12 protein-coding genes and 1 pseudogene are annotated in these 14,474 nt (G+C 58.0%); 6 read left to right on the top strand and 7 right to left on the bottom strand.

The features are described from left to right. Positions 1-170: 170 nt before the first annotated feature. Together AC07W0_RS04430 and AC07W0_RS04435 are read left to right on the top strand one after the other, a co-directional pair. Positions 171-926: pseudogene (locus AC07W0_RS04430) on the top strand (MCP four helix bundle domain-containing protein); the annotation flags it as partial. Between the two features lie 132 nt (positions 927-1,058). Then, a complete protein-coding gene (locus tag AC07W0_RS04435) occupies positions 1,059-1,784 on the top strand; it encodes a methyl-accepting chemotaxis protein (RefSeq protein ID WP_370737550.1) in 726 nt (241 codons plus the stop codon). Between the two features lie 168 nt (positions 1,785-1,952). Here AC07W0_RS04435 and flgG read toward each other — a convergent pair whose 3' ends face one another. Together flgG and flgE are read right to left on the bottom strand one after the other, a co-directional pair. After that, positions 1,953-2,738 (bottom strand): flagellar basal-body rod protein FlgG, encoded by a 786-nt coding sequence (flgG, locus tag AC07W0_RS04440; RefSeq protein WP_057004138.1) that lies wholly within the window; start codon positions 2,736-2,738, stop codon positions 1,953-1,955. Positions 2,739-2,815: 77 nt separating this feature from the next. Continuing rightward, the gene (gene flgE / locus AC07W0_RS04445; RefSeq protein ID WP_017846227.1) at positions 2,816-4,132 is read right to left on the bottom strand and encodes a flagellar hook protein FlgE; all 1,317 of its coding nucleotides are present in this window, start codon (positions 4,130-4,132) and stop codon (positions 2,816-2,818) included. A 313-nt stretch (positions 4,133-4,445) separates the two neighbouring features. Here flgE and AC07W0_RS04450 point away from each other — a divergent pair, with 313 nt between their 5' ends. From AC07W0_RS04450 to AC07W0_RS04465, 4 genes are all read left to right on the top strand, one after another. Further along, entirely contained in the window at positions 4,446-4,952 is a 507-nt protein-coding gene (locus AC07W0_RS04450) for a P-loop nucleotide/nucleoside kinase family protein (RefSeq protein WP_026139931.1), read from the top strand. A gap of 205 nt (positions 4,953-5,157) precedes the next feature. Then, entirely contained in the window at positions 5,158-5,889 is a 732-nt protein-coding gene (locus tag AC07W0_RS04455) for a GntR family transcriptional regulator (protein ID WP_017846225.1), read from the top strand. A gap of 135 nt (positions 5,890-6,024) precedes the next feature. After that, positions 6,025-7,314: an MFS transporter gene (locus tag AC07W0_RS04460; RefSeq protein ID WP_046489496.1), complete on the top strand. Its 1,290-nt coding sequence runs from the start codon at positions 6,025-6,027 to the stop codon at positions 7,312-7,314. A 28-nt stretch (positions 7,315-7,342) separates the two neighbouring features. Next, positions 7,343-8,188, top strand: coding sequence for an amidohydrolase family protein (locus AC07W0_RS04465; protein WP_102617095.1), 846 nt, complete (start codon positions 7,343-7,345; stop codon positions 8,186-8,188). Between the two features lie 123 nt (positions 8,189-8,311). On the opposite strand, the gene AC07W0_RS04470 is transcribed toward AC07W0_RS04465, so the two are convergent. The 5 genes from AC07W0_RS04470 to gcvPA all read right to left on the bottom strand — a co-directional run bounded on the left by AC07W0_RS04470 (position 8,312) and on the right by gcvPA (position 14,468). Further along, positions 8,312-8,929, bottom strand: coding sequence for a CatB-related O-acetyltransferase (locus AC07W0_RS04470; protein ID WP_017846222.1), 618 nt, complete (start codon positions 8,927-8,929; stop codon positions 8,312-8,314). A gap of 412 nt (positions 8,930-9,341) precedes the next feature. Next, positions 9,342-9,560, bottom strand: coding sequence for an EAL domain-containing protein (locus AC07W0_RS04475; protein ID WP_017849127.1), 219 nt, complete (start codon positions 9,558-9,560; stop codon positions 9,342-9,344). Positions 9,561-9,765: 205 nt separating this feature from the next. Further along, positions 9,766-11,388, bottom strand: a complete 1,623-nt coding sequence (locus AC07W0_RS04480) for an acyl-CoA synthetase (RefSeq protein ID WP_017849126.1) — start codon at positions 11,386-11,388, stop codon at positions 9,766-9,768. A 123-nt stretch (positions 11,389-11,511) separates the two neighbouring features. Then, positions 11,512-13,068, bottom strand: coding sequence for an aminomethyl-transferring glycine dehydrogenase subunit GcvPB (gene gcvPB, locus AC07W0_RS04485; RefSeq protein WP_102617097.1), 1,557 nt, complete (start codon positions 13,066-13,068; stop codon positions 11,512-11,514). Continuing rightward, complete coding sequence (gene gcvPA, locus AC07W0_RS04490; protein ID WP_102617098.1) at positions 13,065-14,468, bottom strand: aminomethyl-transferring glycine dehydrogenase subunit GcvPA; 1,404 nt, start codon at positions 14,466-14,468, stop codon at positions 13,065-13,067. Before gcvPA ends, gcvPB begins: the two co-directional genes overlap by 4 nt. Between the last annotated feature and the right edge of the window lie 6 nt (positions 14,469-14,474).

Below are 14,474 nucleotides of genomic sequence, written 5' to 3' on the forward strand. Positions count from 1 at the left end.
CAGCTTAAAGAACCGCCCCCGCGCAAACAAGGCGGGCAAGGCTTTGAGTTTATCTGCGCAGATCTGCGCAATTGAGCTTCAATAACAGGGAGCCTATGCCGATAACAGTATCAGTGACGCTCTAGCGGTTGGGTTCCCAACCGGCTGTCCAGGCTACGGGGATGACCAGCATGACGATCAAATTACGCTTGTGGCTATTGATTGCGACCGGGTTGCTCACAGCTTTGATCATGAGCCTGGCCGGTTACCTGGGAAACGTCCGGATGGCCGATGCCGTGCAGGATAACGAGATCAGCATGACGGTGCTGCGCAACCACATGGAAGCCGACATGATGCACGACGCCCTGCGCGCCGATGTGTTGTCGGCGATGTTGGTCGGGTTGGGTAAAAGCACCAGCACCAAGGCCGAGGTCGGCAACTCGCTCAAGGAGCATGCCGAGCACTTTCGCCAGGTGCTGGAGGACAACCTCAAGCTGCCGCTGGGCGACACGCTCAAGACCAGCCTGGAAAAAATCAAACCCAGCCTGGATACCTATATCAGCGCTGCTGAACGCATTACGGCACTCGCGCTGGACAACCCGGAGGCCGCTCGCGGCGAACTGGAGACCTTCAATACAGCCTTCAGCCAGTTGGAAGGTCAGATGGCGAGCCTCAGCGAGCTGATCGAAAACAATACGCAGCAAACCAGCATCGGTACCCGACAAACCATCAGCAACGCCAACTTCACCTTGGGCGTGGTGTTGATTGCGAGCCTGCTGCTGCTCCTGGCGCAGGGCCGCTGGGTTTCGCGGAGCATCATGGGGCCGTTGCAGGCCGCAAGCCGCATCGCCGACAGCATCGCCCGTGGCAATTTGAGCGAACCGATTGTCGAGCCCCAGCGCAAGGACGAGGCCAGCGCGCTGATACGCAGCCTCGGCACCATGCAGCGGGACCTGCGCGGCATGATCGAAGTGGTGCGCAGCAATGCCCATGGCGTCAATGGCATGAGCGAGCAACTGAGCCAGGGTTGCCATGAGGTGGCGGGCAGCAGTCAGCAGCAAAGTAGCGCCGCCAGCACCATGGCGGCGGCGGCCAGTGAAATGACCGCCAGTATCGAGGAAATCACCCAACATGCGGCGCGCGCACTGAACATGGCCAACCAGGCAGAAGCCTTGGCCAAGGACGGCGGTCGGGTGATCCACCAAGTGGTCAGTGACATGGCCGGCATTGCCCGTTCAGCGCAGCAGTCGGCTCACGTCATCCGCACGCTGGACAAGGAGTCCGAGGCAATCTTCAGCATTATCCAGGTCATCAAGGGCATTGCCGATCAAACCAATCTGCTGGCCCTGAATGCCGCGATCGAAGCCGCCCGCGCCGGTGAACAGGGGCGCGGTTTTGCGGTAGTCGCCGATGAAGTGCGCAGCCTGGCCGGACGCACCAGCGCCTCGACCCAGGAAATTGCCAGCATGGTCGGCCGTATCCAGCAAAACACCCGCGAAGCGGTGACCAGCATGGAGGAGGGCGTCACACAAGTGGACAAGGGCATGGCCGTGACCGCCGAAGTCGAGCGCGCCATCCGCGAGATTCTCCAGGCCACCCTCAACACCACTGAGTTGGTCAACGACATCTCCCGCACCATCAGCGAGCAAAGCCTGGCCAGTAACGAAATTGCCCATCAAGTGGAGATGATTGCCAGCATGTCGCAGCGCAACAGCCAGGTGATCGGCACGACAGCCTCGACGACGGACGAGTTGTCTGCATTGGCGGGGAAATTGTCGCAGTCGGTGGATCGATTTCGGCTCTGAGCATCACCGCTGATTTAGACAACTCGACTCAATCCTAACGCCAGCAGCCATCGGCAATTCGTGATGGCTGAGGGATGAGGTTTGGCTGTTTGGTAGGCTGGCGGCTAGGGATATACGATCGTGACAGTCGTCATGGCAGCATTGAATCGGTGCTGTCTCGTTACTCAATCAAAGACTCTTTGTAAGGTTGCCTAGCATCTCTTTTGCGGTAGAGACAACTTTGGAGTTCATTTCATAGGCTCGTTGAGTGGTGATCATGTTGACCATCTCTTCAACGGTACTCACGTTTGAGGTTTCCAAGGTGCTCTGCAATGTTGTGCCGATACCATTGACTCCTGGAGTGCCGACTTGAGGAGCCCCGCTGGCGGCGGTTTCCAAAAAGAGGTTGGCGCCTTGTGCTTGCAAGCCTGCCGGATTAATGAAATCGGCTATCTGCAGATTGCCAATCACCTGCGAGGCAGGGCTGCCGGCGACAGTGATCGATACAGTCCCGTCCTGGCCCACGGTGAATGTCTGGGCGTTGTTGGGAACAACGATCGCCGGTTCCAGGGCGAACCCATTCGCTGTGACGATCTGACCGTTTGCATTTAAGTGGAACGTGCCGTCCCTAGTGTAGGAAAGGCTGCCGTCGGGTTGCAGTATCTGGAAAAAACCACGGCCGTTCAGCGCCAGGTCCAAAGGTTGACCGGTCGTTTGCAGGCTGCCGGCAGAGAAGTTTTTCTGGGTGCCGACGACATGCACCCCGGTGCCTAGTTGCAGGCCAGAGGGCAATGCACTGTTCTGGGTTGACTGTGCGCCTGGCTGTCGTTTGATCTGATAGACAAGGTCTTGAAACTCGGCGCGATCACGTTTGAAGCCGGTAGTCGAGACGTTCGCCAGATTGTTGGAAATAGTGGTTAGGTTAGTGTCCTGGGCAGAAAGCCCCGTTTTTGCGACATACAGTGCAGGAAGCATCCAAATCTCCTTGGCGGCCGTTTTGCGTGGTTAGGATTTGTCGGGGAGGGCAAACACAATTGACTTCCGAACGAGCCTCACGTCATCTGGAGTAACGTCTTGTTGATGGTGCTTTCGGTCGAAATCGTCTTGGCGTTTGCCTGGTAGTTGCTCTGGGCCTTGATCAGGTTCACCAACTCGGTGGTCAGGTTAACGTTGGAGTTCTCCAGAGCATTGGCGACGATCGATCCCAGTGTTCCGGCCTGAGGGACGTCATAACCCGGCTGGCCTGACGCGAAGGTTTCCTTCCAGGCAGTGCCGCCTGCCGGCTGCAGGCCTTGCTCGTTGTTGAAACTGGCCAGCGATAGCTGGCCGATCGCTTTACTTTGCTGGTTGCTGAACGTGGCGAACATCACACCGCTACCGTCGATTTTCAGGCCGGTGATTTGCCCCGTCGCGTAACCATCGGTGATCGGTGGGTTGCGATAGCTGGCTGAGTTGTACTGTGTAATGTTGGCCATGTTGATGGCAACGCCGGCCGGGTTGGCGGCAGCGCCGTTATATTTCCACGCTCCGTTTTCCAGTGCGCCCGGCTTCCAGTCGGTAATCGTCAGGGTGGTATTGGACGTTGCGGAGGGGGGGATCGTGATAGTCGAAAGAGTGCCCGACGTATCAAATGTCAAAAGGGAACCCCTCGGCGCGACACCGGCAATGCCACTGATTGCCGTACCGTCTGGGTTTCGCCCATCGATCAGGGTGTAAGACATCCATTTATTGGCGTCCGTCTTCACCATGTACTGCACCATAGCGTGCGAGTTGCCTTGGGTGTCGTACAAGGTGGTGCTGTATTGGGTCGTGAAGCTGCTGGTGTCGGTTGGGTCGAACGGCTTGGTGGCTTGGTTGATCGCCGGCGCAGACGCGTTCAGGTTGCTGGTGGAGTCCACCTTGCTGGAAGCCTTTGGCGGCAAGTTCGACAGGTTCAGCCGCAGGTCGGTCAACCCGCCCTTGATGATCTTGCCGTCGGCGTCTGCGGCGTAGCCTTGCAGGCGTGAGGTGCCCGTATTGTTGGTGATGTAGCCATCTTTGTCTGCGCTGAAGGCACCGTTCCGGGTGTACTGCAGAGAGCCGTCGCTGCCTTTCTGCACAAAAAAACCACCGCCTTGGATCGCCATATCCAGTGTGCCGCCACTGCCGTTGACATCGCCTTGAGTGAACTGCTGGGACACAGCGGACAGGTTCACACCATTACCGATAGCATTGTGCCCAGTACCCAGCTTGGCAGCCGCATAGATATCAGCAAATTCTGCACGGGATGATTTGAAACCGGTGGTGGCGACGTTGGCGATGTTATTGCCAGTGACATCCAACTGTTTGTTGGCCGCATACAGCCCGCTGAGCCCAATATTAAAAGACATAGCCACTCCTTATTTTGCCATTCAGTTTGAATTTGAAGCAGGGGGCTGATCTGGCCGGGATTGAAGCATGGGGTTGCTGAGGCACCCTTGGAGCATCTTTTTCAGGCCGTCAGTTAGTCATCCAAGCGCCCACCGCTTAATCGGCGATGACTTTAGAGATGCTGATTGTGCGCAAAGAATGTTGGGTTTTATGGGAGGAACCATGGAGGAATGATGGAGGCGTCAGATTTCTTGTGGGAGGCATAACTTAAACGGTGATCTGATGACCGACGTGACAAGGTACATTGTGTTCGCACTCTTCCAAGGACAGACAATGCTTATCGTATTCAGCGGCCTTCCGGGCACTGGAAAAACCACTATCGCCAAGGCCCTCGTCGCTACGACAGGCGCCCTCTACCTGCGGATCGATACGATCGAACAAGCGATTCGAAACTCCGGTGCTCTTGCGCAAGACGTGGGGCGCAGTGGCTACATGGTCGCGAATGAACTCGCCCTGAGTAATCTTCGTCTAGGCCGTATGGTCATCGTTGATTGCGTAAATCCAGTCATCGAAAGCCGAATGGCGTGGAACGAAGCCGCCTCAAAAGCGGGTGTTCGGTTGGTAAATATTGAAGTGATTTGTTCGGATAAAAACGAACATCGGCGCCGCATAGAAACGAGGCTGGGTGATATTCCCGGGTTGATTCCAGCAACCTGGCAATCTGTGTTGGATCACGAATATGAAGCGTGGGCCGAAGCGCCGTTTTGCATAGACACCGCGCTGACTTCGCCGGAGCAAGCAGTATCGATGCTCACCGAAGGCTTATTGTCCAGTGAGTAGTGGCGGCTAATGGGTGCTTAGTCTGCGGTGAGGGCAGGGGAGACAACGGTGAGGATTTCCGAGTCGAACTGACGCAGATTGGCTACGGCTTGGCCCCGCCATTCGTCAGCAAAGTGCCTTGCCCCTTATTGACAGCGAAGCTGTATGGGGAAATACTCGCCTCCATATTCATATATATGACTAGATAACAAGGTGAACAAAGTCGATGAGTTCTCTTTCCAGTGATGTTCGCTTGCCGCTTTACCAACGCCTGCGTGACCATTTGGCTGAACAGATCGCCAACAATCGCTGGCGTCCGGGGGAAGCGATTCCCACCGAAGCTGCGCTTTCAGCGGAATACCAACTGTCTACTGGCACCGTGCGCAAAGCGGTCGATGCATTGGTCAGTGAAGGTATCCTGGAACGTCAGCAAGGTCGAGGCACTTTCATTCGCCGGCCTCAGTTCCAATCTTCGCTGTTCCGATTCTTCCGTTTTCAAACCGCTGCCGGCGAGCGTCGGGTGCCAGAGAGTCGCATCCTGTCGATCGAACCGGTGGCCGCGCCCTCGGCGGTGGCCCAGGCGTTGGGGCTGCCACTCGACGCGCCGGTGATCCGCATTGTTCGTGTGCGTCTGCTTGATGTTCAGCCGGTGCTCGCCGAAGAAATCTGGTTACCCCGCAATCGATTTCAGCCGCTGCTGGAGATCGACCTGAGTAGCAAAGGGCCGTTGTTGTATCCGATCTATGAAGAGGTCTGCGGTCAGGTCGTCGCCTCGGCCGAAGAAACGCTGACCGCTGAGTCGGTGAATGACGTGTACGCGCGATTGCTGCAAGTCCCGGTCAACAGCCCGGTGGTGGTGATCGAGAGGCTGGCGCGTGATTACGCCGGTACACCGCTGGAGTGGCGTCGTTCTCGCGGGCATGCCGAGCACTTCCGTTACCGCGTGGATATTCGCTGACCCGTGCCTGGGTAGCGTTTCGTTCAGCGGCGAGTCGGTCGCCGCTGGTTTGATCGTTTTGTCTGTTCTGACTGGCCTCGTAGCGGCGCGGTTCGCTCTCGGCTGCCTCACGTTCCACCTATAAGGATAAGAATCATGTTTAGCTGGTATCGCCAAGTCACTCCTCGGGAGCGCAAGACGTTTTGGGCCTGCTTCGGCGGATGGTCGCTCGATGCGCTGGAAGTACAAATGTTCGGCCTGGCGATTCCGGCGTTGATCGCCGCGTTCGCCCTGACCAAGGGCGACGCCGGGCTGATCAGTGGTGTCACCCTGGTCACTTCAGCCATTGGTGGCTGGGTAGGGGGGACGTTGTCCGACCGCTACGGCCGGGTACGCACACTTCAGTGGATGATTTTGTGGTTCTCGGTCTTCACCTTTCTGTCCGCGTTCGTGACGGGATTCAATCAGCTCTTGATCGTCAAAGCGCTCCAGGGTTTCGGCATCGGTGGCGAATGGGCTGCCGGCGCAGTGCTGATGGCTGAGACAATCAACCCTCAATATCGCGGCAAGGTCATGGGAACGGTGCAAAGCGCCTGGGCCGTAGGTTGGGGGCTGGCGGTAGGGGTGTTTACGCTGATTTACTCCTTTGTACCCCAGGACATGGCCTGGCGTGTGATGTTCCTGGTCGGATTGCTGCCGTCGTTCCTGATCATCTGGGTACGTCGCAACGTTGAGGAGCCCGACAGCTTCCAGCGCCTGCAAAAAGAAAACGCCATCCCGCAAAGTTTCTTCAAATCGCTGGCCGGCATTTTCCGCCCTGAACTCATCCGCGTGACGCTGTTCGGTGGTCTGTTGGGCCTCGGCGCGCACGGCGGCTACCACGCAGTGATGACCTGGCTGCCGACGTTCCTCAAGACAGAGCGCAACCTGTCGGTGCTGAACTCTGGCGGCTACCTGGCGGTGATTATCTTCGCCTTCTGGTGTGGCTGTGTGGTCAGCGGATTTTTGATCGACCGTATTGGCCGTCGCAAAAACATCGTGTTGTTTGCGTTGTGCTGTGTCGTCACCGTGCAGTGCTATGTGTTCCTGCCGCTGACCAATACCCAGATGCTGTTCCTGGGGTTTCCGCTCGGCTTCTTCGCGGCTGGCATTCCGGCGAGTCTTGGTGCGCTGTTCAACGAGTTGTATCCAGCGGACGTGCGCGGCGCCGGTGTCGGTTTCTGCTACAACTTTGGCCGAGTGCTTTCCGCGGTGTTCCCGTTCCTGGTCGGCCACATGAGCGACTCCATGTCCTTGGGGTCTGCAATTGGCATCGACGCAGGGGTCGCCTACGGTGTGGCGGTGATCGCGGCACTTTGCCTGCCGGAAACCCGTGGGCGCAGTCTCGTGGCATCGACTGCACCGGTGCAAACCACGGTCGACGGCAACGAGACCGCCCGGGCCTGATGACCATTACCTTCGATAGATGAAATCCATGCCTGATACCTGTCCTGCGCCGATCACCGGCATCGACTCCCACGCTCATGTGTTCAGCCGCGAGCTGAACCTGGCCGCTGCACGACGCTATACCCCTGGCTACGACGCCACACTTGCGCAGTATCTGAAGCACTTGCAAGCCCATGGCCTGAGTCATGGTGTATTGGTGCAGCCGAGTTTTCTCGGCACCGACAATAACTACCTGCTGGCGGCGCTGAGGCAGGTGCCGGAGCGATTGCGAGGGGTGGTGGTGCTGGAGCGAGGTGTCAGCCGCGTCATGTTGAACGACATGGCTCGGCTGGGCGTGGTCGGCATTCGCTTGAACCTCATGGGCAAAGCCTTGCCTGACTTTCACGACGCTGCCTGGAAGGACTTCTTCGGCCACATCGCTGAACTGGACTGGCACGTGGAGTTGCACCGCCAGGTGGAGGATTTACCGAAACTGATTCGTCAACTGATGCCGTTTGGGATCAAACTCGTCATCGATCACTTGGGGCGTCCGGACGCGCGTTTTGGCCTTGATCAGCCAGGTTATTCCGAGGTGCTGGAACTGGGGCTGAGCGGGCAAGTGTGGATGAAGGTGTCCGGTATCTATCGACTGGAAGGTACGCCACAACAGAACCTCGAGTTTGCCCGGATGGCGTTACCGCTGCTGGAGCAGAGCTTCGGCCGTCGCCGTTTGGTGTGGGGCAGCGACTGGCCGCACACGCAACATGAAGAAGGCGTCGGTTTCGATACGGTGATCGATCAACTTCAAGCACTGGAGTGCTCGACGGAGCTTATGCGTGCGCTGCTAGTGGACTCGCCACGGATGTTATTCGGGTTTGCAAAAGGCGAAAGTTGAAACTTACGCGTAAGTTTCTGGCTACTTCAGACCTTTCTTAGTTGTAGAGTAGGTAGGAAGGGATGAAGGAGCATATTAATAGCTCAACTAAATAGTCATTTAGTCGAGCTATATTCTTCCCGTTTACTGGCGTTGTTTTAAGTACTCGATAAACGGCTCGATATCAGAGGAGCACAGCAGATGTGCAACGCTACGTACCTCGGTCTCAGGCCAATACCACCAGGCGGATTCTTCCAAGACCTGGCGAACAGGCTCATCAAAACGCCAACGGATAAACTTGGCGGGATTTCCGCCTACTATGGAATAGGGCGCGACATCTTTGGTCACCAGCGCACCGGCCGCCACAACGGCGCCATCGCCAATGGTGATACCCGAAAGAATCTTTGCATGGGAACTGATCCAGCAATCATTGCCGATCACGACGTCGCCATTGCTGCCGCCGAAGTCAGTGATGTAGGCAACTTCTTCGACCTTGGCGGGAAACGGATAACAGCTTAGCCAGTCGACGCGATGATGACCGCCCAGATAGACTTCGACGTTACCGGCAATCGACGTATAAGCGCCTACACGCAATGTGGTTCCTTCATGCCAGTCATGTACCTTGAGATCGCCATAGGTGCCAATTCCAAAGCTGAATTGCGGATAACGGTTGCGCAGTTTTTGTGTTGCACGCTCAAGCTTCGGCAGTGCACGCAGCGCTTTGCGTTCCTGACGATCGCGCCAGATGCGCAGTAGCTTCATGGGAAGAACCTTATTCAAACGTTGGAATGGGACGTTATCCTGAAGAATGAAAAACGGGGTTGCAAGCGAGCAAGTGAAATGGAGGGTTTGTTTTTTCGGCCTGTTGGGCCTCAGGTCTGAGGGCGAGAGGCAGCGCCAGGCATAAAATCTGACCACAACAGGCCCACAGTTCTGCATATGTAGGTTCGCATAATGTATATTATGTTAAATTATGTGCTATGTCAGATATGTTCGTGAGCTGTCCATTTCCACTTTGCTTCAATCGCGAGCCGTACCTGTTAAAACGTCAGGATGCCCAGGACTATTTGGATTTCGACGACCCTGGTTTATACGACCACTGAAAGCAGCCTCAAACATGTGTTTACGGTGTGCAGTCGGTTTGCTGATCCCGACCCTCAGAGGCCGATCGGGCCTATGCGTTCAGCTCGCTGATTGGCAGGTGCCGTAAATACCCAAGGCTGGAATAGCCTGTGCCAAAGTCATCAATGGCCAGTCGTATCCCTAATGCGTGCAAATCCCGGATGGCTTGCTCGGCCCCAAGACTGTCGCTCAGCAACACACCCTCGGTCACTTCCACGCATAGGTTGGCGGGTTGCAAGCCGCAGTGTTGTAGTTGTTGAGCAATCAGCATCTTACCGACATCCCCTGCTCGATCACTACAAGATCCGCCAGTGGCGTTACCTGATTGCTGCTGAACGATAGCGGGGTTTCCCCGACGGAACCCTGTGGACCGAGCTGGCATATCCCCGGCCCTCCCCCGGTGCCATACCGGGGTGGGCCAATCCCGCCTATGGGCAACATACGATCCACGCAGGTGTTTCCATGGGGCGTTTTTGTCAGAGTGCCTTGGCTCGGTCCCGCAGCAAATACTTCTGGATCTTGCCCGTCGAGGTCTTCGGCAGCTCGCCGAACACCACGGTCTTGGGTAGCTTGAAACCGGCCAGATGTTCACGACAGAACTGAATGACGTCGGCCTCGCGGGTGTCCTCATGATCGACTTTGAGCATGATGTACGCGCAGGGTGTTTCGCCCCATCTTTCGTCCGGACGTGCAACTACCGCCGCTTCCAGTACCGCAGGGTGGCGATAGAGAACGTCTTCGAGTTCGATGGTGGAGATGTTTTCGCCGCCGGAGATGATGATGTCCTTGAGACGATCCTTGATTTCGACATAGCCGTCGGGGTGGCGCACCGCCAGGTCGCCGGTGTGGAACCAGCCTCCTTTGAAGGCTTCGATCGTGGCTTCGGCGTTTTTCAGATATCCCTTCATCACCGTATTACCGCGCATGAAAATTTCACCCAGGCTGGTGCCGTCGCAAGGCACGGGTTCCAGGGTTTGCGGGTTGGCGACCATCAGCCCCTCTAGAGTCGGGTAGCGTACGCCCTGGCGTGATTTGATCTTCGCGCGCTCGCTCAGCGGCTGTTCATCCCAGTGCGCATGCCAGGCGCAAACCGTCACCGGGCCGTAGACCTCGGTCAAGCCATAGACGTGCGTGATCTTGATGCCCATTTCCTCGACCGCACCAATGACCTTGGCCGGCGGTGCAGCACCCGCGACCATGGCATTGACCGGATGATCGATGGCGGTCTTGGCCGAGTCCGGCAGGTTGACCAGTGCATTGAGGACAATCGGCGCACCACACAAATGGCTGATCTGATGCTCGTGAATCAGTGTGAGAATTTTTTGCGGGTCGACCCGTCGCAGGAACACGTGAGTACCCGCCAACGCGGTGACGGTCCACGGATAGCACCAGCCATTGCAGTGGAACATCGGCAACGTCCAGAGGTAAACCGGGTGATTACCCATGGCCCAGGTCATCTGATTGCCCAGGGCATTGAGGTAGGCGCCGCGGTGGTGATAAATCACGCCCTTTGGATTACCGGTGGTGCCGGAGGTGTAGTTGAGGGCAATAGCTTGCCACTCGTCCTCGGGCCATTGCCAGGCGAACTGCGGGTCGCCCTCAGCGAGGAACGCTTCGTAGTCCAGCGCGCTGACGGCACTGCCTTCGCCGTACTCCGGATCGTTCACATCCACCACCAGCGGCGGATTGGAAAGCCCGCTCAAGGCCTCACGGATCACCGCGTGGAACTCACGGTCGGTGATCAACACCTTGGCCTCGCCGTGCTCCAGCATGAAGGCAATGGCCTGCGCATCCAGACGCACATTCAGAGTATTGAGGATCGCGCCGGTCATCGGCACACCGAAGTGCGCTTCGAGCATCGCCGGGATGTTGGGCAGCATGACCGCCACCGTATCGCCCTTGCCTATGCCCCGCCGGCTGAGCGCACTGGCCAGGCGTCGGCAGCGCTCATAGGTTTGTTGCCAGTTGCGCCGCACAGCGCCGTGGATCACCGCTGGATACTGACCGTAGACAGAGGCCGTACGCTCGATGAAGCTCAGTGGCGAGAGGGCAATATGGTTGACTGACGAGGGCGCCAGGCCCGTTTCGAAAATCGACATGACGTTTTCCTGTGGGGAAGTCACCAGTCGTGTAGCGATGCTGGCAACCTCCGATGGCTGATTGTTAGCTCTGCCCAGGCTTCGATAACGTCCCCGCCTCATCGACGGGGACGTTGTAACGGCTCAGGCGGTCTGCTTGTTGTTTTTGCGCAGGTACGAGCGCCAGGTCATCGCCCAGCGTAGTGGATCTTCCAGCGGTGCAGCCTTCAACCGGTGGATCGCCTGGTTATGCGGCGACGTCTTGACGATCTCCGGATTCGAATAGGCTTCGCCGGAGATGTGCGCAAGCACTGCGATCCAGGTATCCAACGCTTCCTTGCCATACATTTCGCCCGCCTCGGGCGTGAAAGGCTCCGGCACCAACCACGGGTGATGACTGCTCCACATCGGATCAATGCCGAAATCGCTCATGCGATTCTGCACATCGTGGACGTCTACCCCAGTGTCTTCCTTGAGTTGCTCAAGACTGTAGCGTGTCATCTCCATCCGCGGACTGGTGGCCTCGGGATGGGAACGGGTTACGCCGCGTATCGCCAGCAGGCCTTTTTCCATGTAGTTGTTGGCCAGAACCGAGATGTCGGACGCTTCGGCCATGCCTTGCGCGCCCATGGCGCGCGACCACGCATACGCCTTGAGGATGACGGGAACGTTGCCCCAGAACTCACGGATCTTGCCAGCGCTCTGCGGACGATCGTAATCAAGGCTGTAGCGCTCACCATCGAACGCCACCACCGGTGCCGGCAGGAACGGCGCGAGTTCCGCCGAACAACCATAGGCCCCAACTGCCGGGCCCCCTACCCCACTTTTCGGTGCGCCGAATGTCTTGTGCAGCATGAACATGCACGCATCGAAGCCGAGTTCGCGAGCACGAATCTTGGTCATCGCACCGTTAAAGTTGGCGTGGTCGTAGAAGCACAGACCACCCGCCTCATGCACCACCCGCACCCACTCGCGGATTTCCGGGTTGTACACGCCCATGTCATCCGGGTTGTTGACCATCAGCGCTGCGGTGCGATCGGACACGGCGGCCTTGAGTGATTCGAGCGAGGGGTAACCGTTCTCCTCGATCATCAGCGTGATGACCTTGAACCCGGCGGCCGCGGCTGTGGCGGCACTGCTCGGGTGGGTCTGGATCGTGGTGATGATCTCGTCCCGTTGCGCCAGTTCGCCACGGGACGCGTGGTAGGCACGGGTCACGGCGCAGTTGGTGTAGGCCGCGTCGGCACCGCCACCCGCCTGGAAGATGAACTGATCCATCCCGGACAATTCGCGCAAAATCGTGTCCATGCCATGCATCACTTCCAGTGCGCCTTGCAGGGTGTCTTCGTCCTGATACGGATGTACGTGGGTGATTTCCGGGCGCCAGGCCATCGCCTCGTTTATCTGCGCGTTGTACTTCATGGTGCATGTGCCGAACAGGCTGATATTCATCATGCCCAGCGTCTGCTGCGACAAGCGCAGATAGTGATACAGAACCTCGGGCTCCGACATTTCCGGCAATGCCGGTTTGCGCGTGCGGCGCATGTTCGCTGGAATCAAGCCGTGGCCACTGCCGACAGCGGCTTGCACCTCGGCTTCCACGTCAGAAAAAATCACGCCGCGACGGCCGGGATAGCCCATCTCCAGAATGACCGGCTCGCTCCAGATGGGAGCGTGGTATTCCTTGAGTGTTGTGCTCATTGTGCGATTACCTTTTTGAGTGCTGCGGTCAGACGCTCGAGATCGGCTTGCGTGTGAATCTCGGTGACGCAATAAAGGGCGCTGGCGCCCAGCTCCGGGAAGTCCTGGGTCAGGTCCTTGCCGCCGAAGATCCCGAGGGCGAGAAGCCGCTTGTTGATGTCCTTCACGCTGAGTCCGGTGGCGTCGAAATTCACCACGAACTCCTTGAAGAAGCCGCCTGGAAACGTCACGCGGACACCTGGAATGTCAGCCAGCAACTTTGCGGCATAGTGAGCCCGCTGCAGGATGGCATTGCCCACGTCTTCAAAGCCTTGGGGGCCCATCATTGCCATGTACACGGCATTGGCGATGGCCCACATGTACACCGAGTGACCGGTCCAATCGTTGCCTTTGTCGCGCAGGCCGTAGGACGATTGCTCGAACAGGCTGAGGCCAAAACCGTATTCGCCGGGCTTGGTGGTTTCGGCGATGCTGATGAACAGGGTCGGGTACTGGTGGGCGTAGAGTTCTTCGTCGCGGGTGGCAATAAAACCGCTGACGCCGCCACCGCAATTCATATGCACCCCGAGCGGCTGCGTGGTACCGACCACGATGTCCGCGCCGAAATCGATCGGCGCGGCCAGCACGCCCAGCGAGATCGGGTCGACACCAACGATCACTTCGGCACCGACAGCATGGGCAATAGCGGCAATTTCGGCGCCTTGCTGTTCGATCACACCGAAGTAGGACGGGGTTTCGAAATACAAGGCCGCCGTTTGCTCGCCGATCGAGGCACGAAGGTGATCGAGATCCAGCAGTCCTGTGGCCGGGTCATAGTCGACCAGCCGGACGACAATGTGGCTCGGCATGTCGACCGGTTCGCAGTAGTTGCGAATGATCGACAGCCGCTCCGGGTCGATGGCGCGGACCACCGCCACCTCGTTGCGTCCGGTGATGCGCGTGGCCATGCGAATGGCGTGACCGGCGGCGCAGCCCCAGCTGCGCACTGGCAGTCCGACCAGGTCCATGTTCAGCAGCTCGCCTAGCTGGCTGCAGAACTCAAACCAGGCCTGGTTGCGGCCATGGTCGGAACTCGGCTCGCCGAATACCGACGTCAGCCACTCGTTGCGGCGCACAACCTCGTCGCACGCTGCAGGGACGTGATGCTGCCAGCAGCCGGCGCCCAGAAAGTTGAGGTTCTGTTCGCATGTCCTGTTCTTCGACAGCGTACTGACCAGATGCCGACGCAGTTCGCTCTCGTTCAGTGTCGGCGGCAAATCGATCGGACGTTGCAGGCGGTGGGCCTCGGGGATTTGCTGGAACAATTCCTCGATGCTGCCGACACCGATCGAATCGAGCATTTCCTGCTTGAGTGCGGGAACGGAGTTCGCCATGTAGGGGTGGGCGACATGATTACTCATGGGGTT

The organism is Pseudomonas sp. GW704-F2, from assembly GCF_059423025.1.